Annotated in this window: 26 protein-coding genes and 1 tRNA gene; 13 read left to right on the forward strand and 14 right to left on the reverse strand. The window is 71.0% G+C overall.

Going from position 1 to position 23,561, the window contains the following annotated elements:
- The first annotated feature begins 45 nt into the window (after positions 1–45).
- Complete coding sequence (locus tag GWK16_RS02895; RefSeq protein WP_168040864.1) at positions 46–264, forward strand: DUF3126 family protein; 219 nt, start codon at positions 46–48, stop codon at positions 262–264.
- Between the two features lie 42 nt (positions 265–306).
- Here the strand turns inward: GWK16_RS02895 and GWK16_RS02900 are convergent, their stop codons facing one another.
- From GWK16_RS02900 to GWK16_RS02910, 3 genes are read right to left on the reverse strand one after another with little or no spacing between them, the layout of a single operon-like run.
- Positions 307–1,269: a Bug family tripartite tricarboxylate transporter substrate binding protein gene (locus GWK16_RS02900; protein ID WP_170052452.1), complete on the reverse strand. Its 963-nt coding sequence runs from the start codon at positions 1,267–1,269 to the stop codon at positions 307–309.
- A gap of 57 nt (positions 1,270–1,326) precedes the next feature.
- Positions 1,327–1,788: a DUF3592 domain-containing protein gene (locus tag GWK16_RS02905; RefSeq protein ID WP_170052453.1), complete on the reverse strand. Its 462-nt coding sequence runs from the start codon at positions 1,786–1,788 to the stop codon at positions 1,327–1,329.
- A 42-nt stretch (positions 1,789–1,830) separates the two neighbouring features.
- Positions 1,831–2,283, reverse strand: coding sequence for a GatB/YqeY domain-containing protein (locus GWK16_RS02910; RefSeq protein WP_168040861.1), 453 nt, complete (start codon positions 2,281–2,283; stop codon positions 1,831–1,833).
- Positions 2,284–2,400: 117 nt separating this feature from the next.
- On the opposite strand from GWK16_RS02910, the gene carA reads away from it, so the two are divergent.
- The 9 genes from carA to GWK16_RS02955 all read left to right on the forward strand — a co-directional run bounded on the left by carA (position 2,401) and on the right by GWK16_RS02955 (position 11,325).
- Positions 2,401–3,777: a glutamine-hydrolyzing carbamoyl-phosphate synthase small subunit gene (gene carA, locus GWK16_RS02915; protein ID WP_170052454.1), complete on the forward strand. Its 1,377-nt coding sequence runs from the start codon at positions 2,401–2,403 to the stop codon at positions 3,775–3,777.
- A gap of 84 nt (positions 3,778–3,861) precedes the next feature.
- Positions 3,862–4,620, forward strand: a complete 759-nt coding sequence (locus GWK16_RS02920; RefSeq protein ID WP_168040859.1) for an SDR family NAD(P)-dependent oxidoreductase — start codon at positions 3,862–3,864, stop codon at positions 4,618–4,620.
- Positions 4,620–5,252, forward strand: coding sequence for a LysE family translocator (locus tag GWK16_RS02925; RefSeq protein ID WP_170052455.1), 633 nt, complete (start codon positions 4,620–4,622; stop codon positions 5,250–5,252). Before GWK16_RS02920 ends, GWK16_RS02925 begins: the two co-directional genes overlap by 1 nt.
- Positions 5,249–5,518 (forward strand): hypothetical protein, encoded by a 270-nt coding sequence (locus GWK16_RS02930; protein WP_168040857.1) that lies wholly within the window; start codon positions 5,249–5,251, stop codon positions 5,516–5,518. Before GWK16_RS02925 ends, GWK16_RS02930 begins: the two co-directional genes overlap by 4 nt.
- On the forward strand, positions 5,518–5,817 hold the full coding sequence (locus tag GWK16_RS02935) for a hypothetical protein (protein ID WP_170052456.1): 300 nt from the start codon (positions 5,518–5,520) through the stop codon (positions 5,815–5,817). Before GWK16_RS02930 ends, GWK16_RS02935 begins: the two co-directional genes overlap by 1 nt.
- Entirely contained in the window at positions 5,814–6,098 is a 285-nt protein-coding gene (locus tag GWK16_RS02940) for a hypothetical protein (RefSeq protein WP_170052457.1), read from the forward strand. Before GWK16_RS02935 ends, GWK16_RS02940 begins: the two co-directional genes overlap by 4 nt.
- A gap of 62 nt (positions 6,099–6,160) precedes the next feature.
- Positions 6,161–9,406: a carbamoyl-phosphate synthase large subunit gene (gene carB / locus GWK16_RS02945; RefSeq protein WP_170052458.1), complete on the forward strand. Its 3,246-nt coding sequence runs from the start codon at positions 6,161–6,163 to the stop codon at positions 9,404–9,406.
- A gap of 115 nt (positions 9,407–9,521) precedes the next feature.
- Positions 9,522–9,995 carry a transcription elongation factor GreA gene (gene greA, locus GWK16_RS02950; RefSeq protein ID WP_170052459.1) on the forward strand — a complete coding sequence of 158 codons (474 nt, stop codon included), beginning with the start codon at positions 9,522–9,524 and terminating at the stop codon, positions 9,993–9,995.
- 85 nt (positions 9,996–10,080) lie between these two features.
- On the forward strand, positions 10,081–11,325 hold the full coding sequence (locus GWK16_RS02955; protein WP_170052460.1) for a threonine ammonia-lyase: 1,245 nt from the start codon (positions 10,081–10,083) through the stop codon (positions 11,323–11,325).
- Here GWK16_RS02955 and GWK16_RS02960 read toward each other — a convergent pair.
- From GWK16_RS02960 to GWK16_RS02975, 4 genes are read right to left on the reverse strand one after another with little or no spacing between them, the layout of a single operon-like run.
- The gene (locus tag GWK16_RS02960) at positions 11,304–11,567 is read right to left on the reverse strand and encodes a hypothetical protein (RefSeq protein WP_168040851.1); all 264 of its coding nucleotides are present in this window, start codon (positions 11,565–11,567) and stop codon (positions 11,304–11,306) included. The two genes, GWK16_RS02955 and GWK16_RS02960, sit on opposite strands and share 22 nt — an antisense overlap.
- On the reverse strand, positions 11,564–12,412 hold the full coding sequence (folD, locus tag GWK16_RS02965; protein WP_170052461.1) for a bifunctional methylenetetrahydrofolate dehydrogenase/methenyltetrahydrofolate cyclohydrolase FolD: 849 nt from the start codon (positions 12,410–12,412) through the stop codon (positions 11,564–11,566). The genes GWK16_RS02960 and folD overlap by 4 nt, the downstream gene beginning before the upstream one ends.
- Positions 12,409–12,711 carry a DUF167 domain-containing protein gene (locus tag GWK16_RS02970; RefSeq protein ID WP_170052462.1) on the reverse strand — a complete coding sequence of 101 codons (303 nt, stop codon included), beginning with the start codon at positions 12,709–12,711 and terminating at the stop codon, positions 12,409–12,411. Before GWK16_RS02970 ends, folD begins: the two co-directional genes overlap by 4 nt.
- The gene (locus GWK16_RS02975; protein WP_168040848.1) at positions 12,711–13,013 is read right to left on the reverse strand and encodes a YggT family protein; all 303 of its coding nucleotides are present in this window, start codon (positions 13,011–13,013) and stop codon (positions 12,711–12,713) included. Before GWK16_RS02975 ends, GWK16_RS02970 begins: the two co-directional genes overlap by 1 nt.
- A gap of 116 nt (positions 13,014–13,129) precedes the next feature.
- On the opposite strand from GWK16_RS02975, the gene GWK16_RS02980 reads away from it, so the two are divergent.
- Positions 13,130–13,205: transfer RNA gene (locus GWK16_RS02980), tRNA-Ala, on the forward strand.
- Between the two features lie 118 nt (positions 13,206–13,323).
- Here the strand turns inward: GWK16_RS02980 and GWK16_RS02985 are convergent.
- The gene (locus GWK16_RS02985) at positions 13,324–14,058 is read right to left on the reverse strand and encodes a YopT-type cysteine protease domain-containing protein (protein ID WP_170052463.1); all 735 of its coding nucleotides are present in this window, start codon (positions 14,056–14,058) and stop codon (positions 13,324–13,326) included.
- 178 nt (positions 14,059–14,236) lie between these two features.
- Here GWK16_RS02985 and GWK16_RS02990 point away from each other — a divergent pair, with 178 nt between their 5' ends.
- Complete coding sequence (locus tag GWK16_RS02990) at positions 14,237–14,812, forward strand: HdeD family acid-resistance protein (RefSeq protein WP_170052464.1); 576 nt, start codon at positions 14,237–14,239, stop codon at positions 14,810–14,812.
- Here the strand turns inward: GWK16_RS02990 and GWK16_RS02995 are convergent.
- From GWK16_RS02995 to GWK16_RS03020, 6 genes are all read right to left on the reverse strand, one after another.
- A complete protein-coding gene (locus tag GWK16_RS02995; RefSeq protein WP_170052465.1) occupies positions 14,787–15,251 on the reverse strand; it encodes a DUF3429 domain-containing protein in 465 nt (154 codons plus the stop codon). The genes GWK16_RS02990 and GWK16_RS02995 overlap by 26 nt on opposite strands.
- A gap of 43 nt (positions 15,252–15,294) precedes the next feature.
- The gene (locus GWK16_RS03000; RefSeq protein WP_170052466.1) at positions 15,295–15,906 is read right to left on the reverse strand and encodes a hypothetical protein; all 612 of its coding nucleotides are present in this window, start codon (positions 15,904–15,906) and stop codon (positions 15,295–15,297) included.
- A 51-nt stretch (positions 15,907–15,957) separates the two neighbouring features.
- The gene (locus tag GWK16_RS03005) at positions 15,958–17,004 is read right to left on the reverse strand and encodes a hypothetical protein (protein WP_170052467.1); all 1,047 of its coding nucleotides are present in this window, start codon (positions 17,002–17,004) and stop codon (positions 15,958–15,960) included.
- Positions 16,979–18,358: an MBOAT family O-acyltransferase gene (locus tag GWK16_RS03010; protein WP_170052468.1), complete on the reverse strand. Its 1,380-nt coding sequence runs from the start codon at positions 18,356–18,358 to the stop codon at positions 16,979–16,981. The genes GWK16_RS03005 and GWK16_RS03010 overlap by 26 nt, the downstream gene beginning before the upstream one ends.
- Before the next feature lie 3 nt (positions 18,359–18,361).
- Positions 18,362–20,215 carry an AsmA family protein gene (locus GWK16_RS03015; RefSeq protein WP_170052469.1) on the reverse strand — a complete coding sequence of 618 codons (1,854 nt, stop codon included), beginning with the start codon at positions 20,213–20,215 and terminating at the stop codon, positions 18,362–18,364.
- Positions 20,216–20,283: 68 nt separating this feature from the next.
- Positions 20,284–22,953 (reverse strand): AMP-binding protein, encoded by a 2,670-nt coding sequence (locus GWK16_RS03020; RefSeq protein ID WP_170052470.1) that lies wholly within the window; start codon positions 22,951–22,953, stop codon positions 20,284–20,286.
- A 416-nt stretch (positions 22,954–23,369) separates the two neighbouring features.
- Between GWK16_RS03020 and GWK16_RS03025 the strand changes: the two genes are divergently transcribed.
- Entirely contained in the window at positions 23,370–23,513 is a 144-nt protein-coding gene (locus GWK16_RS03025) for a hypothetical protein (protein ID WP_170052471.1), read from the forward strand.
- The last annotated feature ends 48 nt before the right edge of the window (positions 23,514–23,561 follow it).

Below are 23,561 nucleotides of genomic sequence, written 5' to 3' on the forward strand. Positions count from 1 at the left end.
CCGGGGCTATCAGCGCGCCTTTCCGGACAAGGACAGGCAATTCTCATGACCCCGGCCGAACGCGCCGCCGTGCAGGCGCATCTCCGCCGCCTCTTCGGCAACAACCGCATCGCCGTCATGCCCCCCGAGCGCAAGGGCGGTTCCGTCGAGCTCAAGGTCGGCGACGAGTTCATCGGCACGGTCCACCGCGACGCGGAGGACGGCGAAGTCTCCTACGCCATCCAGATCGTCGTGCTCTCCGAAGACCTCGAGATGCCGAACTGAGCCGGCCGGGGGAGGCATGGCCTCCCCCGCCATGGCGCGCGGTCAGTTGGCCGTCGCGCCCGAGGCCCGGATGATCGGGATCCAGATCCGGAACTGATCGTCCCAGAACGCCTCGAGGTCCGCCGCCCCGGTGCCGCGCGGCTCGACGCCCAGCTCGACCAGGCGGCCGCGCGTCGTGGGCGACGCGATCGCGTTGCGCAGCGCGCGTTCCAACCGCGCCACGATGGGCGCCGGGGTACCGCTCGCAACGAAGATGGCGTGCCAGTTGTAGGTCTCGTAGCCCGGCAGCCCGCCTTCCTCCGCCGTGGGGACGTCCGGCAGGGCGGCGCTGCGGCTGCGCGTGGCCATGGCCAGGGCCCGCACCCGGCCTTCGCGCACCAGCGCGACGTAGGGCGGCAGCGTGTCCACCATCACGTCCACCGTTCCCGCGACCAAGTCGTTCAAGGCCGGCCCCGAGCCGCGATAGGGCACGTGCACCATCGGTGCGCCGATCATGTTCGCCAGCATCTGCCCCGAGAGGTGGACGATGGTTCCCGGCCCCGAGCTGGCATAGGTGATGCGCCCGGGATTGGCACGGACCAGGGCGATGAGCTCCTGCAGAGTCTGCGCCTGCAGGCGGGGGTTCACCACGACGATGTTGGGCACGGTGCCGACCAGGCCCACCGGCGCGAAAGCCCGGCGCAAGTCGAAGGGCATGTTGCTGTAGAGCCCGGCATTCATCACGCCTGAGGACAGCGTGTGCAGGACGATGGTGTAGCCGTCGGGGGGCGATTGCAGCGCCGCCTGCGACCCGATGACCCCGCCGCTGCCGCCACGGTTCTCGACGACGACGGATTGCCCGAGATCCTCGCTCATGCCCTGTGCCACGATGCGGCCGACGACATCGGCCGCACCGCCCGGCGCGAAGGGAATGACCATGCGGACCGGCCGATCCGGATAGGCCGGCTGCGCGCCGACGGGCGCGGCGAGGAGCGCCGCGGCGAGGCCAAAGATCAGGCGGCGCATCGTTTCCTCCGCGAATCTTGTCCGGAGCATGGCGCGGCCATGGGCCGCTGCGAAGCCTCAGCCTTGCGCGGCGGGGCGCGGCGGCAGCAGGAAGACGGCGGCGCCGGCGAACATCAGCACCGCCATCCCACCCAGGATCCAGGGCGTCACGCCCATCCCGGCCTCGACCGCCGCCGCCGGGCGGACATTCGACGGATCGGCCGGATCGTAAAGGACCGGAAGTCGCCGGCCACGCGGCAGCGCCGCGGGATCGGCCGAAACGCCCGAGGTCGCCTCGACCTTCCGCCCGTCGGCGGTGGCGAACTGCAAGACCGGATACCAGCTGGTGCTGCGCCGACCGCGGACTTCCTCGTAGCGCAGGATGGTCGCCTCGGCCCGCTGGCCGCGGGACGTCAGGGCGAGATGGCCCGAGGCCTGCGACCAGGCGAAATAGCCGAACAGCGCGCCGAGCCCCGCGAAGAAGGCGAGGAAGACCCAGCGCGACGTGTCGCGCTTCGGCGCGGGGGCTGGCGCGGCCATGCCGCGAGCCTACCCCCCGGCCGAAGCCGCCGACAACGGGAGTCAGCCGCCGAGGCGCGCCTTCACCATCGGCCCGGCCTTGGCCATGTCCAGCACGGCCGCATACTTGCCCTTCAGCGCCGCCATGACCTTGCCCATGTCCTTGATCGAGGCGGCGCCGGTCTCGGCCACGGCGGCGTCCACGGCGGCGGCCATCGCGGCCTCGTCCATCTGCTGGGGCAGGAAGCTGTCGATCACCGCGATCTCGGCTTCCTCCTTCGCGGCCAGTTCCTCGCGCCCGCCTTGGCGGTACAGCGCGACCGATTCTGCCCGCGACTTCGCCATGCCGCGCAGCATCGCGACGATCCCGGCCTCGTCCACCGGCGGACCCGGGCGGGCGGCGATGTCGGTGTCCTTCAGCTTGGCCTGGATCATGCGCAGGGTGGACACGCGGGCGCTGTCGCCGGCGCGCATCGCGGTCTTGAGCTCATCCATGAAACGGTCGCGCAGCGACATGGCGGGGATCCTCGGTCTGATCGGGCACCCCTATAGCGCGCCGATCGTCTGGGAGGAAATTTCCCAGTCACGGGATTCACCTTGCCCTGGGAAATCACTTCCCGGTATCAGGGGGCCATGCGCACCGTGGAAGAGATCATCAGCCTGCTCGGCGGCCCCGAGGCGGCAGCGACCCGTTGCGGCGTCGGCACCGAGGCCATCCGCAAATGGCGCCAGGCCAAGGCCATCCCGGCCAAGCACTGGCCCGCCGTCCTGGCCGCCACCGGCCTCGCTTTGTCCGACCTTCCCGGCGCGCCCACGGAAACCCAGAAGACGGAGCCGACCATGGCCTCTGCCGAGACCCCCCCTGACGGCGCCACGGGCTGCCTGGTGCTGGCCGACGGGACGATCTTCTGGGGCCGAGGCTTCGGCGCCGAGACCGCCAAGGCCGGCGAGATCTGCTTCAACACCGGCATGACTGGCTATCAGGAGACGCTGACCGACCCGTCCTATGCCGGGCAGGTCGTCACCTTCACCTTCCCGCATATCGGCAATGTCGGCACCAATGCCGAGGACATCGAGACGATCACCCCCGCCGCGCGCGGCCTGATCGTCAAGCAGGACGTGACCGAGCCGGCCAACTGGCGGTCGACGAAGCATCTCGACGCCTGGCTGACGTCGCACGGCATCCCGGGGCTCGCCGGCATCGACACGCGCGCTCTCACGACGCGCATCCGCGACGCAGGCGCGCCGAACGGCGTCATCTGCCACCAGGCCGACGGGCGCTTCGACATCGCCGCGCTCAAGGCGCAGGCGGCGGCCTGGCCGGGGCTCGAAGGCATGGACCTCGCGAAGGAGGTCACCTGCCGCCAGACCTTCGCCTGGGACGAGACGGAATGGGCCTGGCCGGAGGGCTTCGGCCGACAGACCGCGCCGAAGCACAAGGTCGTCGCGGTCGACTACGGCGCGAAGCGCAACATCCTGCGCTGCCTGGCCTCCGCCGGCTGCGAGGTCGTGGTGGTGCCGGCGACGGCGACCGCCGAGGAGATCCTCGTCCACAAGCCGGACGGCGTGTTCCTCTCGAACGGCCCCGGCGACCCCGCGGCGACCGGAGAATACGCCATCCCGGCGATCCAGGGCGTGCTCGAGACGAAACTGCCGGTCTTCGGCATCTGCCTCGGCCACCAGCTGCTGGCGCTCTCGCTGGGGGCGAAGACCTACAAGCTCGCGCGCGGGCATCGCGGCGCGAACCAGCCGGTGAAGGACCTCACCACCGGCAAGGTCGAGATCACCAGCCAGAACCACGGCTTCGCGGTGGACCCCAAGACCCTGCCCGCGAACGCCACGGTCACGCATGTCTCGCTGTTCGACGGCACCAATGAGGGCATCGCGGCGACCGACCGCCCGGCCTTCTCGGTGCAGTACCACCCCGAGGCGAGCCCGGGGCCGTCCGACAGCCACTACCTCTTCCACCGCTTCGTGGAGATGATCGAGGCGCACAAGGCCGGCGCCTGAACGCCGGCCGCGCGTCCGATGACCGAAGCGCCGAAGGGCGCGAAGGTCTGAATCGGCCGCGCCCTACAATATGAGGGAAACGGCATGTTCGACCTGAAGGGGCGCGTCGCGCTCGTCACCGGCGGCAACGGGGGCATCGGCCTCGGCTTCGCGCGCGGCCTCGCCAAGGCCGGCGCGACCGTCATGGTGGCGGGGCGCAATGCGGCCAAGAATGCGGCCGCGGTCGCCGAACTCCAGGCGCTTGGCGCGACCGCCGATGCGGTCGAGGTCGACGTGACGCAGGATGCCTCGATCCGGGCCATGGTCGCGACCACGGCCGAGCGCTTCGGCCGCCTCGACATCCTGGTGAACAACGCCGGCACCAACATCCGCCGCCGTCCGGAGGAATACCGGATGGAGGACTGGCACACCGTGCTCGCCACCAACCTGACCAGCACCATGATCGCGAGCCAGGCGGCGCATCCCTGGCTGAAGAAGGGCGGCGTCGGGCGGGTCATCAACAACGGATCGATGCTGTCGATCTTCGGTCTGCCCTTCCATGCCGCCTATGGCGCGTCCAAGGGCGGGGTGGTGCAACTGACGAAGTCGCTCGCCGTCGCCTGGGCGCCGGACGGGATCACGGTGAACGTCATCCTGCCGGGCTGGATCGACACCGACCTGACGCGCAAGGCGCGGCAGGATATGGCGACGCTGCACGAGGACGTGCTGCGCCGGACGCCCTCCAAGCGCTGGGGCGATCCGCGCGACTTCGAAGGCGTCGCGGCCTTCCTCGCCTCCGACGCCTCGTCCTTCATCACGGGCGTGTCCATCCCCGTCGATGGCGGGTTCTCGGTGCACGGCTGATGCCCCCGCTCGAGACCCTGCTGGTCTTCGCCGCGCTGTCCTTCGGTCTCGCGGCGACGCCGGGGCCGAACATGCTCTACCTCGTCTCGCGCGCCCTCGCGCAGGGGACGGGGGCGGGCATGATCTCGCTGGTGGGGTGCCAGTTCGGCTCGCTGGTCATCATGCTCTGCGCCGCGGCGGGACTGACCGCGGCGCTGTTCGCCGTGCCCTATGCGTGGGACATCCTGCGGCTCGGCGGTGCGGCCTATCTGTTGTTCCTCGCCTGGCAATGCCTGCGGCCGGGCGGGCAGCCGATCTTCGCCGTCCGCGCCATGCCGCAGGAACCGGCGGTGCGGCTGTTCTCCGTCGGCTTCGCCACCGCGGCGCTGAACCCGAAGGTGGCGCTGTTCTACGTCGCGGTGCTGCCGCCCTTCATCGACCCGGCGCGCGGCGACGTCTTCACGCAGGGTGCCATCCTCGGCGCCGTGCAGATCGCGGTCGCCATCGTCTTCGACGGTGCGCTGGTGATGGGCGCGGCGGGGGTGGCGCGCTTCCTCGGCACGCGGCCGGGCTGGATGGCGGCGCAGCGCTGGATCCTGGGCGGGGCGCTCGCGCTGCTCGCGGTCAAGCTGGCGACGGAGAGCCGCGCATGATCGAGGGCGTGGCCGGCCTGTTCGCCCTCGCCTATTCGGGGCTCGTGCTCTTCGTGCTGGCGTCGAGCCTGCGCCGGATCTATCCGCCGATGCGCGCGGCCGTGACGGCCTTCGTGCTCTCGGTGGCAGTGCACGGCGCCACGACGCTGATGGCGGGCGAGCATGCCATGGCGGCGCTGGCCTTCTGGGGCATCCCGCATCTCATCCTGCTGCCGCTGCTGCTCTGGAGCGCCTGGCGCCAGTCGGCGGCCGGGGCGCGACCGTGATGTACGGCCTCGATGCCCTGGCGCATGGCGCGACCGCAGCGCTGGTCGCGCTGCCGCCGGCACTTGGCCTGCTCTGGTGGATGACGCCGCTGCTCGCCGGCGGCCACCGGGCGCTGCGGCCCTTCGTCGCGACCTGCGCCGCCTATGGCGTCATGATCGCCGTGGCCGGCACCTGGGCGATCAACTTCGAACGCGCGGGCTTCGCCGATGAGGCGGTGGCCGGCGCGCTGATCGGCGGCGGCATCTTCGCGCTGATCGGCTTCCTCATCCTGCTCGCGCTGCCGCGGCGGTCGGCATGATCCGCCTCCTGCCCTCGCTGTTCGGCTACGCGGTCGCGCTCGCGGTCTTCGTGTGGCTGCGTCGGCGGCGGCCGCTCTTCGTCGCGAGCGTCCTCGGCTTCCTGGCCGGCGTCGCCGCCTGCTTCGGCGCACCGGCCCTGCCGCTGTTGCTGGCCGAGGGCCCCGATGCGGTCTGGCTGCTCCTGCCGCTCGGCGTCTTCCTCTACGCGCCGACCATGCTGCCGCTGATCCTGCTGCTGCCGCTGCTCGGCTACGTCCTGAACCGCGCCGGGAGGCCCTAGGGCCATGACGCGGACCAACCTTCGCGGCCCCGCCGCCCCTTCTTCCCCCGAGGCCTGAGACCATGCCGAAGCGCACCGACATCAAGTCCATCCTCATCATCGGCGCGGGCCCGATCGTCATCGGCCAGGCCTGCGAGTTCGACTATTCCGGCGCCCAGGCCTGCAAGGCGCTGCGCGCCGAGGGCTACCGCGTCATCCTGGTGAACTCCAACCCGGCGACGATCATGACCGATCCGGGCCTGGCGGACGCGACCTACATCGAGCCGATCACGCCCGAGATCGTCGAGAAGATCATCGCCAAGGAGCGCCCCGACGCGCTGCTGCCCACGATGGGCGGGCAGACGGCGCTCAACACCTCGCTCAAGCTGGCCGAGGCCGGCGTGCTCGCGAAGTATGGCTGCGAGCTGATCGGCGCCAAGGCCGAGGTCATCGATAAGGCCGAGGACCGCCAGAAGTTCCGCGATGCCATGTCCAAGATCGGCATCGAGAGCCCGAAATCGACCATCGCCCACACGATGGACGAGGCGCGCGAGGGGCTGAAGGTCGTCGGCCTGCCCTGCGTCATCCGCCCCTCCTTCACCCTCGGCGGCACGGGCGGCGGCATCGCCTACAACAAGGAGGAGTTCGAGCAGATCGTCTCCGCCGGGTTGTCCGCCTCGATGACCTCCGAGGTGCTGATCGAGGAAAGCGTGCTCGGCTGGAAGGAGTTCGAGATGGAGGTGGTCCGCGACAAGGCGGACAACTGCATCATCATCTGCTCCATCGAGAACCTCGACGCGATGGGCGTGCACACGGGCGATTCCGTCACCATCGCCCCGGCGCTGACGCTGACCGACAAGGAATACCAGCGCATGCGGGACGCGAGCATCGCCTGCCTGCGCGAGATCGGCGTCGATACCGGCGGGTCGAACGTGCAGTTCGGCATCAACCCCGCCGATGGCCGCATGGTCATCATCGAGATGAACCCGCGCGTGTCGCGCTCCTCCGCGCTCGCGTCGAAGGCGACCGGCTTCCCGATCGCCAAGGTCGCGGCGAAGCTCGCCGTCGGCTACACGCTCGATGAGCTGCAGAACGACATCACGGAGGTCACGCCGGCCTCCTTCGAGCCCACCATCGACTACGTCGTGGTGAAGATCCCCCGCTTCACCTTCGAGAAGTTCCCCGGCACGCCGCCGACGCTGACGACCTCGATGAAGTCGGTCGGCGAGACCATGGCGATCGGCCGTTCCTTTGCCGAGGCCCTGCAGAAGGGCCTGCGCGGGCTGGAGACGGGCCTTTCGGGCCTCGACGAGGTGGCCGCACCGGGCGACGGCTCGGCCCAGGCCTTCCATGCCGCACTCGCCACCCCCAAGCCCGACCGCATCCTGATGGCGGCGCAGGCGATGCGCGCCGGCGTCTCGCTCGAGGAAATCCACGAGGCGTCGAAGTTCGACCCCTGGTTCCTGCGCGAGGTCGAGAAGATCGTCGCCGCCGAGGCCGAGGTGAAGTCGAAGGGCCTGCCGCAGAACGCGACCGCGCTGCGCCGGCTCAAGGCGCTCGGCTTCTCGGACAAGCGGCTCGCGAGCATCGCCGGCGTGAAGGAGACGGAGGTCGCCGCCCTGCGCGCGAAGCTCGCCGTGCAGCCGGTCTACAAGCGCATCGACACCTGCGCGGCGGAGTTCGCCTCCGAGACGCCCTACATGTACTCGACCTATGAGGGGGGCTTCGGCGTGCCGGTCTGCGAAAGCCGGCCGACGGCGCGCAAGAAGGTCATCATCCTCGGCGGCGGGCCGAACCGCATCGGCCAGGGCATCGAGTTCGACTATTGCTGCGTCCATGCCTGCTACGCGCTGCGCGATGCCGGCTTCGAGACCATCATGGTCAACTGCAACCCCGAGACGGTCAGCACCGACTACGACACCTCCGACCGCCTGTATTTCGAACCGCTGACCGCCGAGGACGTGATCGCCCTGATCCGCAAGGAACAGGAATCCGGGGAGGTGCTCGGCTGCATCGTGCAGTATGGCGGCCAGACGCCGCTCAAGCTCTCCCAGGCGCTGCACAAGGCGGGCATCCCGATCCTCGGCACCTCCGCCGAAGCCATCGACATCGCCGAGGACCGCGAGCGCTTCCAGATGCTGCTCAAGGGCCTCGGCCTGAAGCAGCCGCAGAACGGCACGGCGCGCACGCTGGACGAGGCGATCACCGAGGCGAACCGCATCGGCTACCCCGTCGTGGTGCGCCCGTCCTACGTGCTCGGCGGCCGCGCGATGGAAATCGCGCACAATGACGAGCAGCTCCGTCGCTTCGGCGCGGAGGCGGTGAAGGTCTCGGGCGAGAATCCGATCCTGATCGACCAGTACCTGCAGGACGCGATCGAGGTCGATGTCGACTGCATCTGCGACGCGCAGGGCCAGGTCTATGTGGCCGGCGTGATGGAGCACATCGAGGAAGCCGGCATCCATTCCGGCGATTCCGCCTGCTCGCTGCCGCCCTACTCCCTGCCGCCGGCGATCGTGACGGAGCTCAAGGCCGAGACGGAGGCGATGGCCCGCGCGCTCAAGGTCCAGGGCCTGATGAACGTGCAGTACGCCGTGAAGGACGGGGAGATCTACGTCCTCGAGGTCAACCCGCGCGCCTCGCGCACCGTGCCCTTCGTGGCGAAGGCGACGGGCGTGCCGGTCGCCAAGATCGGTGCACGGGTGATGGCGGGCACGCCGCTGTCCGAATTCAAGCTCGACGACGACGCGGTCTCCCGCCACGTCGCGGTCAAGGAAGCGGTCTTCCCCTTCAACCGCTTCCCCAATGTCGACGTCATCCTGGGACCGGAGATGAAGTCGACCGGCGAGGTGATGGGCCTCGACCTCTCCTTCGAGCGGGCCTTCCTCAAGTCCCAGCTCGGCGCGGGGGTGAAGCTGCCGGAATCGGGCACCGCCTTCATCTCGGTGAAGGACAGCGACAAGGCCGCGGCGGTGACGCTGGCGCGCCGACTGACCGATATCGGCTTCTCCATCGTCGCGACGCGGGGAACGGCGGCGCGGATCCGGGAAGCCGGACTCGACTGCCAGGTCATCAACAAGGTGCTGGAAGGCCGCCCGCACTGCGTGGACGCGATCAAGTCCGGCGACATCCAGCTGGTGATCAACACCACCGGCGGCGGGCAGTCGGTCGCGGACAGCTTCGACATCCGCCGTTCGGCCCTGACCCACGGCATTCCGCACTACACGACGGCGGCCGGGGCGCGGGCGGCAGTCCATGCCATCGCGGCGCTGAAGGCCGGAACCCTTGATGTGGCCCCCCTGCAAGCGTATTTTGCTTCGTCGTTCTGACCGCATGGGGGCCCCTTCGGGCCCCCGTGGCGTCTTCCCCCCACCGACCGCCAGGCCTGGCTGAGCCCCGGACCGAGGGCCGGCGGGGAGGCGCTATTTCTGGGAAGGGTACGCCGTGCAGAAGTTCCCGATGACCGCCGAGGGTCTCGCGCGTCTGGAGGAGGAGCTGAAGGTCCTGAAGGGCGAGGAGCGTCCGGCGATCATCCGGGCGATCGCCGAGGCGCGCGCGCATGGAGATCTCTCCGAGAACGCGGAATACCACGCCGCCCGCGAACGCCAGTCCTTCATCGAGGGCCGCATAGCGGAGCTCGAGGGCATCATCCCCTCCGTCGAGGTCATCGACGTCGCCCGCATCACCGGCGACCAGGTCCGTTTCGGCGCCAAGGTCACGATCCTCGACGAGGAAAGCGACGACGAGAAGACCTACCGCATCGTCGGCCAGTATGAGGCGGACATGAAGAACGGGTCGATCTCCGTCACCTCCCCCCTCGCGAAGGCGCTGATGGGCAAGAAGGTCGGCGATTCGGTCGAGGTCCCGGCCCCGGGCGGCGCCCGGTCGGTGGAGATTACCGCCGTCAGATACGCCTGACCGCCGGCCAAACCGCCGCGCGGCCAGGGCGCCCCGGGGTCACCCGGAGCGCCCTTCGTCTTTTCACCCACCACGAGGAACACCGATGTCCGCCGTGAACGCCATCCGCCCCGAGGCCCCTGTCGCGCCGAGCGTCACGCTCGCCGACATCCGCGCGGCGGCGGAGCGAATTCGCGGCTCCGTCCTGCGCACGCCGACCATCGAGAACCCGGCGGTGAACCGGGTGGCGGGCACGCGCGTCTTCCTCAAGCTCGACAACCTGCAGGCCACCGGCGCCTTCAAGGAACGCGGGGCGGCGAACCGCCTCGCGCTGCTGACGCCGCGGGAACGCGAGGCCGGCGTCATCGCCATGTCGGCCGGCAACCATGCCCAGGCGGTCGCGCGGCATGCGCAACTGGCCGGCGTGAAGGCCACGATCGTGATGCCGAAATTCACCCCGGCGACGAAGGTGGTGCGCACCGAATCCTGGGGCGCGCGCGTCGTACTGCACGGGGAGACGCTGGCGGAAGCCGCGGCCCACGCGCATGAGCTGTCGCTGCGCGAGGGACTGGTCTTCATCCATCCCTACGACGATCCCGGCGTGATCGCCGGCCAGGGCACCATGGCCCTCGAGATGCTCGAGGACGCGCCGGAGATCGAGGCGCTGGTCATTCCGATCGGCGGCGGCGGCCTGTGCGCGGGCACGGCGACGGCCACGGCCTCGCTGCGCCCCGGCATTCCGGTCTATGGCGTGGAGGTGCAGGGCTATCCTGCGATGGCGCAACGCCTGGCGGGCGAGCCGGTCTCGGTCGGCGGCCCGACCATCGCCGAGGGCATCGCGGTGCGCGACGTCGGCGAGTTGCCGCTCAACATCCTGCGCCGCTGCCACAGCGAGGTGCTGCTGGTCCCCGAGCGCGCCGTGGAGCAGGCCGTGGCCCTGCTCGCCGAGGGTGCGAAGGTCGTCGCCGAAGGCGCCGGGGCGGCGGGCCTCGCCGCCGTGCTGACCTATCCCGAGCGCTTCCGGAACCGCGTGGTCGGCACGACGGTCTGCGGCGGCAACATCGACGCCCGCGCGCTGTCCAACGTGCTGCTGCGGCAATTGCTGCGCGACGGGCGCATCATGCGCCTGCATTTCGACATCCCCGACCGGCCGGGCGTGCTGGCCGACATCGCCAAGCGCATCTCGGACGTCGGCGGCAACGTCATCGAGGTGAAGCACCAGCAGCTGTTCGGCGCGCCGACGGTACAGAGCACCGAGCTGCACCTGATGATCGAGGTGAAGGACGCCGCCCAGGGCGACGCCCTGATCGCGGCGATGGAAGCGGCGGACTACGTGGTCCGCCGCGGCTGATCCGCCGCGAGACGCGCGACCAGCGCCTTCAGTTCCGCGATCTCCGCCGCCTGCCGTCGCAGCGCGGCGGCAAGCCCTGCGATGCCGAGCAGCGCGAGCGCCGGGATGGCCCCGGCGCCGGCATAGAGCAGTCGCGCCCGCGCCCAGCCTTCCCCGCCCCAGGGCGTCGCCTGCCAGGCGAGATGCGCGCAGGCGAGCAGCCCCGCCACGCCCACCACCTGCAGGATGCGCGCGAGGATCATGCCGCCCCCCGGCGCGCCACCGCAGCGTCCAGCGTGTTCTCGAGCAGGCAGGCGATGGTCATCGGACCGACGCCGCCCGGCACCGGCGTGATGGCGCCGGCGACGGCGGAGGCCTCGGCGAAGGCCACGTCGCCCACGAGCTTGCCGTCCGGCAGGCGGTTGATGCCGACATCGACCACGACCGCGCCCGGCGCGATCCAGTCGCCGCGCACCATCTCCGGCCGGCCCACGGCGGCGACCAGGATTTCCGCGCGGCGGCATTCGGCCGGCAGGTCGCGCGTGCGCGAATGGGCGATGGTCACGGTGCAATCCGCCCCCAGCAGCAGCTGGGCCATCGGCCGCCCGACGATCTGCGACCGCCCGAGCACGACCGCCCGGGCGCCGCGCAGCGACACGCCGGATTCTGCCAGGATGTGCATCACGCCGCGCGGGGTGCAGGGCACGAGGCCCGGCTGGCCGGCAGCGAGGCGGCCGGCGTTCAGCGGATGGAAGCCGTCCACGTCCTTGGCCGGGTCGACGGCGGCGATCGCCGCCTCCGTCCGGATATGCGCGGGCAGCGGCAACTGGACCAGGATGCCGTCGACCGCCGGGTCCGCGTTCAGCCCGGCGATGGTCGCGAGCAGGTCGGCCTCGCTCGTCGAGTCCGGCAGGTGGATCGTCGCGCTGTCGAAGCCGACCTCCTTCGCCGCCTTGTCCTTGTTGCGGACATAGACGCCGGAGGCGGGGTCCTCCCCCACCCGCACGACGCGCAGGCCGGGGCGGAAGGACAGGGTGGCGGTGCGGGCGGCGAGGCCGGCGCGGATGCGCGCGGCGATCGCCTTGCCGTCGAGGATTCGTGCGCTCATGCCAGCGCCTCCAGCCGAGGAACGAGGATGGCCGGGTCGCCGGCCACGCGGAGCGTCTTTTCCCGCGATGCGGCGCCCTGCGCCAGGGCCACCGCCGATGCGGCGATGCCGAGCGCTTCGGCGAGCGCGTCGCAGGCCGCGCGGGTGGCCCGGCCGTCCTCCGGCGCCTCGGCCACCGCGATGGCCAGGCGCGGCCCGTCCGCGGCCGGCTTTACCCCGCCGAGGCCGCGCCGCCGGGCCTTGGGCTGCACCTTCACGCGGACCAGCACGGCATCCGGTTCGGTCCGCCAGAAGGTCATCAATAGGCGTAGACGCCGAGGGCCGGCGCGAGGGTGGTCGCGAGGAAGATCCGCAGCGCCTGCAGCACCAGGATCACCACCAGCGGCGAGAGATCGACGCCGCCGAGGTCGGGCAGGCGCCGACGGATCGGGCGCAGGACCGGCTCGGTCACGCGATAGAAGAAGTCCGCGACCGCCCAGACGAAGCGGTTGCGCGAATCGAGCACGTTGAAGGCGAGCAGCAACGAGAGCACCGCAGCGATGATCAGCGCCCAGACATAGAGGCTGATCGCCGAATCCAGCAGCCAGAACAGCGCGCGCATGGGCCCTCCTGCGAAGTCCCGGGAACCTAGTGGCGGGCCGCCGGTCGAACAAGGCGCGCGCAAGGCGGGTTGACTTCCTGCCTGGGCTGGGGCACTCAGCGCGCCTCGCGCGGGTTGGGGCTGTAGCTCAGTTGGGAGAGCGCCTCGTTCGCAATGAGGAGGTCAGGGGTTCGATTCCCCTCAGCTCCACCACCGCCCGCGAGATTCAGCCAACATTTCCACAGCGTATCGCAACGCCGCCCGCCGGGTGCCGGCGACGTTCGATCCCGCTTGCGGCGGAGGGCGTCCCTCCGCCGGCGCGCGCGTGGCCTCAGCCGGCCTTCTGGTAGTCGAGCAACTCGTACCGCTTGCCGAGGAGCTTCGTGTAGAAGGCCATCGGATAGAAGGCGTGCGTGAACCAGTCGCGGAACTTCGACTTCGAGGAGAAGGCGAAGGCGCCGTAGTTGGGATCGAAGAAGGCGCAGCCGGTGTCGTCGCCGGAAAAGGCCATGGCGTGGCCACCGACGGACCCCCAGATGCCGATCATCCGCCAGCGGCGGCCACCGCCGCGCGGGTCGCACAGGTCGCGCGCGATCAGATGCTTGATCTTGTCGCCGCCGCTGCTGTCGCCCTGGCCCCAACCCCCGTTGTTGCCCGGCACGGGCACCAGCCCGTTCGAGAGCAGGAAGTTCTGCGTGGCGGCGTCCTGATTCTGGGCCCCGCGCCGCACGGCCGCGTTGTCCGATTCGTCGATCATCCGCGACGGCCGCATCGACTCGCCGATGATGAAGAGCTGCATGAGCAGCCGGATCTTGTTCGCATCGATCCCGTTCCCGGCGCCGGCCGAAAGCCAGGCCTGCAGCGAACGGCCGCGCGAATTCTCGACCATCCAGCGCGCGGAGAGCATCTCGCAGATACCGTCCTTGGTGGTCTTGTCTTTGCCGATAATGTCGGCGACGGGGTTGGTCATCTGGGAGAAGGCATAGGTGCAGCTGCCGCTGTAGCCCTTGGCGCTCGCCTGCACGGACTTCACGCGTGCCGCGATGATGCTGTTCAGGACGTCCATGTGAGCCTTTCCACTGAGAACACGATCCCGTGTATGTTGCGTCCGCCCCTCGGCGGCGGCAAGCGCGCTTCGGTTGAATCTCGGAACGATCATGCGAACAGCCCGCCCTGCGGTGGGTCGACACTTCCCTGCCGATCCGGCCGCGTCCTAGGCTGGGGGAACCAAGGGGAGCGCGGAAATGTCCGACACATCACCCGGTTTGCCCGGTCACGGGACCGCCTCGGTCCTCCGCGGGATGGCGCATCACTGGTGGGTCTTCGCGCTGCGCGGGGCGGCGGCGATCGTCTTCGCAGTGCTGACGATCATGAACCCGGGCCTCAGCCTGTTCGTCCTGCTGGCCTTCCTGGCGGCCTGGCTGGCCGTCGACGGCATCGCGACGATCGCCCAGGCGATCGCCGGAAAGGGCCCGCACGGGGCCTGGAACTGGCTGGATGGGCTGCTCTCCCTGGCAGCCGCGGTGGCTCTGGTCCTGGCCCCGGGACTGTCGCTGTTCATGCTGGTGCTGATGGCTGGCGCCTTCGCGGTCGCGGCCGGGGTCATCCGCCTCGTGCTGGCGTTCCGGGCGGCCGATGTGATGCTCGGCGCCTTCGGGGCCATCACGGTGCTGTTCGGCGGCATGCTGCTCGCCTATCCGGGCTCGGGCCTCATCGCCATCGCCTGGATCGTGGCGCTGGAAGCCGCCGTGATGGGCATCATCCTGCTCGTCCTCGGCTTCCGTCTGCGCCGGCTCAACCGGGAAATGCCGGCCCGCTGAGGACGAGCCATCCCGCCATGGCGAGGTGCAGCGCCGCCATGGCGACGGAGAGCACGCGCCGCAACGCGAACCACCAAGGCGGCGCGAGCCCCTCGCGGGCCAGCCGCGCATCGGCCGGCAGCAACGCCAGGAACGCCAGGCCGAGCAGCACCAGCCCCGGCACCGGCGGCAGCAGCAGCGCCAACCAGGCCGGGAAGGACGGCAGAACCGCGATGGCCAGCAGCCGCCCCTGCGCGGTCCCCTCGGCACGCGCGGCCGCGATGCCCCACCAGGCCCCGCCGACGAAGGACAGGATCACCGCGCCATAGGCGATGCCGATCCCGGCCGCGAGGAGCCGCCAGCCCGGCAGCATCCCCATGGCGGCGAGCACCGCGACGGTCGGGATCAGCCCGGCGAGGCCGAGCCGCAGGGCGGCAGCAGGGATGGGCGCATCGGTCATGCGCCCATCCATGTGGTCGGGCCCGCTGACCTGACCAGGGCCGTCAGCTGCGGATCCAGGTCTCCGAGAAGGCCAGCATCGCGGTCGAGATGCGCTGCCCCGCGATGTCGCGCGGGATCGGCGCGCCCGGCCGCACGCGGCCGTTCACCGTGACCGTCGCGGTCTCGCAGCCGACGAACAGCGAGGGCATGTGGTGCTTGCCCGTCGCCGAGTTGGGCGGCGTCAGAGCGAAGCAGAACGGCTTGCCCAGGCCCGACCAGGTCAGCGCGATGGTCGCGTCGCCCGCGCGCACCGTCTCGCTGTAGGTGGTGACGGCATCGCCGCTGGTCTTCACGCTGTCGAGCCTGCGGTACTGCAGCCCCTTCAGCCCCGGCAGCCCGCGCCACGCCCCGAAGTGGGAGACGTAGTCCGCGACCAGCCAGCGCGCGAGCGCCTCATTGTCCGTGTAGCAGACATTGGCGCGGTCGGCCGGCGGCGCTTCCTCGTGCGGCGAGAGCATCAGCACCAGCGCGTGCCCGCGCCCATGCGGCGAGAGCACGACGCGGAAGAAGGAGGCGAGGGTCGTGAAGGGCCCCGCCGGATCCTCCTTCAGGGAGATGCCGGGATTCTCGCCCGACCATTCGACGGTGCCGGGGAAGAGGATCGTGTCGCTCATGCGTCGGGCTCCTGGATTCGGCGCGCAGCCTGCGACGCAGTCCCGGCGGGATCAATGCCCCGGCGGCGGCACCAGCAGGCGGAAGTCCGCACCCTGGCGGCCGGCCGCGGCCTCGGCCAGCTCCGCGACCAGCCGTTCGGCCACCGCGACGCGATAATGCTGCTGGTCCCAGTAATTGGTGTCCTCGCGCGTGATGGCGCTCGGGATCATGAAATCGGCCAGCACCGCGCCGGGGCGGCCGCGGACGGTCTCGGCGATCGCGTCCTTGCAGGCGGCCCATTGCTGCTCACTGATGGTCCCGGGCTGGGCCTGCCGCGACCAGTGATACGGCGCGAGGTAGACCAGAACCTCGGTTTCGCGCGGCGGCAGCGCCAGGGCGTCCCGCAGCAGCGCGTGCGGCGCGAACGCGAAGTGCGGGGGCGGCTGCTGCGCCGGCTCCGACGACAGCGGCACCAGCGTCGGCAGGATGCGCGCCGCGTCGTAGAGCGAATCATCCGGCAGGAAGTTCGTGTAGCCGTCCCGCCCGTAGCGCGCCCGCCCGAAGCCGAGCATCGCCATGGCCTGCTTGCCCGCTTCCTCGGCGGCGTAGAGGTTCAGGATCTCGCCATAGCCGCGCCAGGGATTGCGGCCATACATCCAGTCCGGGAAGGGGCGCGGCGTGACGCGGCGGAGCGGCCCCGTCTCGCACCACACCTCGTCCAGCCCGAGGATGATGCGCCGCGGAGCCGGGTGGCTGCGCAGGAACTGCGCGAGCAGCTGCGACTGCTCCCACGCCGTGCCGGCGTTGATCGACAGGTTCACGAAGCGCCCGCCGAAGGCGGCGTCGAGCACCTGCGGCCGCAACAGGCGCGAGGTGGAGGTGCCGATCACCGCGGAATCGAAACGCGCATCGCGGGCCAGCATGACGTAGGAAAATCGCTGGTTGGTCGAGATCGGCACGCGGTCCCCCGGCAGCGACAGCGGCAGCACGCCCCAGGGATCGACCAGGGCGATGAAGGCATAGGCCAGCGCCACCGGCACGGCGGCGAAGCCGACCAGCGCGCGCAGGAAGCGCGCCCAGCGGGCCGGATCCTCAGAACTGGAAGTAGATGAACTCATTGGGGATCCGTCCACCGATCACCAGCAGCATGAGGAAGAGCACGACGCCCACCGTGGCGCCGACCCAGGGCCGCGGGCGCAGCCGCTCGAGCGCGGCGCCTTGCGAGGTCGGCCCAAGCAGCGCGACGACGATGCCGACGCCGAGCGCGACCTTCTGCGTGATGCCCGCCTCGATGGCGGTCCGCAGCGGCAACCCGGCCATCGCCTCCAGCACCCGCGCGGCGGTCGCGAAATCGGGGGCGCGGAACAGCACCCAGCCGACGATGACGAACAACATCGTCAGCGCCCAGCCGACCACCCAGGGCATACGCAACCCGGCGCGGTTCCACGCGCCATTGATGGCGAGGGCGATGCCATGCATCCCACCCCAGACCACGAAGGTCCAGGCCGCGCCGTGCCACAGCCCGCCGAGCAGCATGGTGACGATGACGTTCACCGCCTGGCGCGCCGCGCCCGACCGGTTCCCGCCCAGCGGCACATAGAGGTAGTCGCGCAGGAAGCGCGACAGCGTCATGTGCCACCGGCGCCAGAACTCGCGGATCGAGGCCGCGCGGTAGGGCGCGTCGAAGTTCATCGGCAGGCGCAGTCCGAACATCAGCGCGAGCCCGATCGCCATGTCCGAATACCCGGAGAAGTCGAAGTAGATCTGCAGCGTGTAGGCGATCGCCCCGAGCCAGGCATCGCCGGCGCCGAAGGCCTCCGCACCCGCCGCGCGGGCGAAGGCGGCATCGGCCACCGGCGCGATGGTGTCCGCGATGCCCACCTTCTTCACCACGCCGATCGTGAACAGCACCAGGCCGCGGGCCAGGTTCTCCGCCATCTCCGGCCGCCGTGGGTCGAGCGCGAACTGCCAGATCACCTCGTTGTGGCGGACCAGCGGCCCGGCAACGAGCTGCGGGAAGAAGGTGACGAAGAGGAAGAAGTCCGACAGCGGATAGGTCTTGGCGTGGCCGCGCTTGAGGTCGACCAGGTAGGAGACCTTCTGGAAGACGTAGAAGGACACGCCGAGGGGCAGGATGATGTTCCATGCCTCGTGCCGCCCGCCGAGGATCCAGGCGACGTTGTCGGCGACGAAGTTGGCGTACTTCACCCAGCCCAGCACGGCGAGGTTCAGGACGATGCCGAGATCCGCCCACCAGCCGCGCGGGTTGGCCGCATGGGCGCGCGCGACGACCCAGTTGACCAGCGTCAGGCCGACCAGCACCGGCACGAAACGCACGTCCCAGAAGGCATAGAAGGCCAGCGAGGCGACGACGACCCACCATTGCCGCGCCGGCCGGCTGGGCGCGAGGTACCAGCCGAGCAAGGCGAGCGGCAGCAGGCCGAGGATGAGCGCCTGGGAATTGAACAGCATGGCTCAGCGCCGGAAGCTGCGCCCGGCGTAGCAGGGGTTGCGCCGCGCGATCTCCATCAGGTTCGGCGGCAGCGGAGCCATGCCGCCACGTTCCAGACGCGCACGCCCTTCGCGCGACCAGCGCGCCGGCTCGATGCTCGGATCCGAGAAGGACCCGCTGACGCGCACCGGGATGTCCAGGGCGAAGAAGTCGGTCGAGGCGCGCTCGCTGCCGATGATGAGGTCGAGCCGCTTGCGGTTCAGGTCGAAGGTGGCGAGCCCGGCGATGGTCCCGGTCCCGGCGCGGATGCGCAGCGGCGCCGCCTCGCCCCGCCCGCCATTCACGTCGACCGCGGCCAGCAGGCAGGTGACGCGCGTCATCCCCTGCGAGGTGCGGAACAAGGCGCGGACGTCGGTCGAGGCCATCTCGATCACTTCGCGCGAGATGCTGCCGTCGACGATGCTGGCGACGGCCGACAGCCGCGCATTGCGCCGCGCCGCGGCGAGCGTCGCGGCCTCGAGCGTCAGGGCGGCGTCGACCGACATGCGCCCGGCCACCGGCACGGAGTGCACGCCGAAGGCACGGCGGAGCCCGTCGATGTCGGCGTCGCGCAGCTCGATGTCGGCGGCGAGGCGCGCGCCATCGCCGGCCGGCACCGCTTCCCCGGCCGCGCTCAGCCGGGCGCCGAAGGAGGTGACGAAATGCGTCTCGAGACCGATGCGCGAGGGGGCGACGTCCACCTTCACCGACGCTTCGGTGCCCGAGATGTCCGGATGCACGAACTGCCGGGCCGTGATCTCGGCGCGGACCAGCGGATCGGGTCGCGCCGGCACGGCGAGCGGCGTGTCGGCATCCCCCTCCCCGCCTCCCTGGTCGCCGAGCAGGCGCCCGAGGTCGAGCCGTGCGAACGCCATCCGCGCGACCACCGCATCGGGCTGCCCGGCATTGCCTTCGGTCAGTTCCAGCCGTGGCGCCGTGAAATCCCCGCCGTCAAGCTTCCCCTCCCCATCCAGGAGCCGCCAGACATCCCCCTGACGCGTGAAGCGTCCCGCGACCTCGATCGGAACGGCGGGCCCGCCTTCCGCGCCGGCCATCGCCAGGATCGCCCGTGGGCTGCTGGCCGTCAGCGCCAGGCGGCCATCCATGCCGTCGAAATTCAACGGATCGGTGGATGTCCCGTTGAAGCGCAACTCGGTGGCGTCCGCCGTCGCGTTGAGCGTCATCGGGAAGGGGGTGGCGGCATCGCGCAGCGCCGCCACGCTTCCGAGCACGCCATCCAGGCGCAGCGGCACGGCGTTGTAGCTGCCCGCCGCCCGCAGCGCGGTCGGCTGGTCCACGGCCGGCGAGGTGAGCGTCACCTCGTCCAACGCGGTGCGCAGTTCATTGCCGCTCGTGGTCCGGAACACCACTTCGCTGCGCGTCATCCGCACCGCGTGGAACATCGGAAAGCCGCTGCGGTCCTGCGGGGCGGCGGCCGCTGGCGGAGGCCGCTCACCGAAGCGCCAATTGGCGCGACGCCCCGGCGCGCGTTCGAGGTAGAGCACGAAGCCGTCGGCCGTCGCATCGCGCAGCACGACCTGCCCGCGGAGCAGCGGCAGCAGGTCGATCGTGGCGTCGAGGCTCGCGACCTCGGCCATGGTCGGACGCGTCCCGCCTTCGATGTTCGACAGCCGCGCGCCCCGCAGTGCGAGGGCGGTCGTCAGGCCGGGCGAGACGCGCAGGCTCGCAACCGTCACCTCGCGGCCCAGCGCGGCGGTCGCGCGTGCCGCCACGGCCGGGCCGAGCTCGATCCGCGGCACCACGAGGATGGCCGCCAGCACGGCGAGCACCGGCAGGCCGACCAGGATACCGAGAATGATCTTGCTGCGGCGGCTCATTTGTCCCTGCGTCCGTCCATGCGGCCCGGCTTACACCAGCGCGGGTCGGCAGGCGAAGGGGCAAGGCCTCAGCCGGGCGGAGCCAGCGCGGCGACCCGTGCCTGTAGCGTCTCGGCCACGGCCTCGGCGCGACGCCGCGGGTCGGGCTCCTCCGGCGTGATGGTACCGACCGCGACAGCCTCTCCGAAGGTGATCCGCACCGGATGGCGACGCGGCAGATGGGCATCGCGGGGCAGCGCCTCGAAGGCGCCGGCGATATGGGCGGGGATCACCCGCACATCGGGCAGGCCGTCCAGCACGAAGCCGATGCCGGGCAGGAAGCGCTGCAGCCGGCCGTCCGGGGACCGCCAGGATTCCGGGAACCAGACGAGGCCCTGCCCGCGGTCCAGCACCGCGCGCGCCATGGTCACCGCCTGGCCCGGCTGGCGCTCATCCACCGGGAAGACCTGGAAGGTGTGGGAGAAGCCGCGGCTGACCGGATTGCCGAACAGGCGCTCCACCGCCCCGCTCCACCACAGGCGTCGGGCGCCGGCGAAGGGCAGGGCCGCGGCGATCAGGCCGGGGTCGAGGTCGCTCACGTGATTGGCGACGATGACGAAGGGGCCCTCGCGCGGGATGGCCTCGGCGCCGGTCGCGCGCAGGTCGAACATCACCCGCCCGATCCCGCGCGCCAGGCCCCAGCCGGCCCAGCGCAGCGGCAGCAGGGCCGGGGATCGCGGCGCGGTGGCGCGCGCGACGGCGGCGGCGATCTCCTCGGCACTGCGCCGGGGCGGCGGGGTGCCGCCGCCGGCGGCCGCGGCGCGTTCCAGCAGGGCGCGCACGCTCGCCATCTCCGCCATCTCCTCCTCGGTCAGGCGGAGGCCGATGCGGTTCTCGATCTCGAGCGCGAGGGAGACCCATTCGAGGCTGTCGATGCCGAGGTCGAGCGACGGACTGGCTGAGGGCGACAGCGGCTTGCCCGCATAACGGGCCTCGAGGATCGCCCAGACCTCCGCGGCACCAGGCGTGGCGATCAGCGCCGCCTCCTCCTCGGTGATCGGCGCGGCCTCGCGCGGGCCGCGCCCGGCGAGCAGGTCCTCGTAGAGCTTCGGCAGGTGGAAGCGCTGGATCTTGCCCAGCCGCGTCCGCGGCACGGGCTCCCGCGCCAGCACATAGCCGGCGAGGCGCTGGTAGGACGGCAGCGTCTGCGCCACCTCGGCCAGCGCGACGCGGACCACGTCCTCGACCCGCGTGCTGCCGGTCGCGCGGACGGCAACCAGGTCCGGCAGCACGATGGCGACGAGCGCGCCCTCGCGCTCCAGCACCGCGACTTCCTTGATGACCGGATTGACGCCGTAGGCGGCCTCGACCTCCTCCGGCATCACGTTCTTGCCGCCGCCGAGGACGATCAGTTCCTTGCTGCGCCCCGTGACGTAGAGGAAGCCGTCCGCGTCCAGGCGCCCGAGGTCGCCGGTGCGGAACCAGCCATCCTCGGTGAAGGCCGCCGCATTGGCCTCGGGGTTGTTGCGGTAGCCGGCGAAGACGTTGGGCCCGCGCAGCAGGATCTCGCCGATGCCGAGCGCGTCAGGATCGGCGATGCGGATCGAGGTGCCGGCGGCGATCGGCCGGCCTTCCGATCCGATGCGCTGCGCGTCGGGCGTGTTGCCCGTGAAGAGCGAGGCGGTCTCGGCGAGGCCGTAGCCCGAGGCGACCTTCCAGCCGAGCGCCTCCAGCATCCAGGTCGCGTCGGGATCGAGCTTGGCGCCGCCCGAGACCATCAGCCGCAGGTCGGGCGCCATCTGCGCGTGCAGCGATCCGAACAGCCGCCGCCCGATGTCGATGCCGCCCTTGCGCAGGCTGGTCGCGAGTTCGAGCAGCCCGCCGAACACCATCGACGGGATGCGCCCACGCGACGCGACGCGCGCCTGCAGCCCGCCCAGCAGCGCGACATAGAGCCGCGGCACGCCGATCATGATGGTCGCCCGGCCGGCCTTCAGCGCCTGGACGATCTGCGGGCCGGTCACCGCCTCGGGCAGGATGATGGTCGCGCCGGCGGCGAAGGGCGTCATCAGCCCGACCAGGAAGGGATAGACGTGGTGCAGCGGCAGCGGGACCATCATCCGGTCCCCCGCCCCGATCAGCCCCTGCGCCAGCACGCCCTCGAGATTCGCGGTCAGCATCCCATGCGTCAGCGCGAACAGCTTCGGCGCGCCCGTGGTGCCGGAGGTCGCGACGATCAGCGCCTCCTCCTCCGCCGCGAGGTCGGGCAGCGGCGCCGGGGCCTCGGCCCGCAGCGCGTGCCAGCCATCGGGCGCGTCGGGCCGGTCGACCAGGACCACGCGCAGCCCCTCGGGCATCGACAGGTTCGCGGCATGGGCGGCGGAGGTGAAAAGCCAGCGGCACCGCGCCTCGGCCACGATGCCTTCGGCGAGGTGCGTCTCGGTCAGGTCGTCGATGGCGAGCGGCAACGCCCCGGCGGCGCCGAGGGCCAGGCGCACGACGATCCAGTCCGGGGAATTCGGCGCATGAATCGCCACCACCTCCCCACGGCCGATCCCGGCGGCCATCAATCCGGCAGCGAGCCGTTCCGTTTGCCGTGCCAGTTCCGCGGCCGGCCAGGGGGTCGGCGCGCCCTCCCGCATCGTGACCACGGCCGGCGCATCGCCTCGCGCCGCAAGGGCCGCGATCAGCCGCGCCGGCGTCCAGAGCCCGCCCCCGGTCCCGACCGTCGCCGCCATCGCCTGCCTCCGCGTACCCATGCCGAGGAAATCTCGTGGTCGTCCGTGGCAGAGTCCATATCCGGCGGCCTTTTCCGGCCGCGCCGACACGTCACGGCTTCCATTTCCGCCCGCGGCGCCCTATGTATCGCCCGTCAGGTCCGCCCGGTCCTGCTGCGCGTTTCGTTGCGCCCCCCAGATGGAGCCCTCGAACCCGCCGCCCGTCCCCGCACAGGATGATCCGACGCACGACGATGCCCGCGGTGGCGGCCCATGTCCGAAAGGCGACAAGACCTCTTCGACCCAGAACCGGGCCCGTGGCGTATCGCCCGGGCCCGACCCCAGCAGGGCCACGACGCCCTGCCCCACAGGCCCGCGATCAACGCGGGCCCCGTCCGCAAGGACGCATGCAGCGCCATCCCAAGGACCGGCGCTGCCAAGCAAGAACGAGAACCGTGATGCGACTCATCTCCGAACCCCGCACCGAGCGCCCGGCGCCGGTACGACCCCTCATCAGCGCGCAGGCCGCCCAGGCCCAGCGCCCTTCCACGGGCCTCACCCAGGCCGAGATCCGGCAGATCGTCCTCGACATCCTCGGATGAGGCGACGGCCGGCACAGTCATCAACCCCAACCCCGCAGGACAACAGAA

The organism is Neoroseomonas marina (assembly GCF_012927745.1).
In the GTDB taxonomy this organism is placed as follows: Bacteria; Pseudomonadota; Alphaproteobacteria; order Acetobacterales; family Acetobacteraceae; genus Neoroseomonas; species Neoroseomonas marina.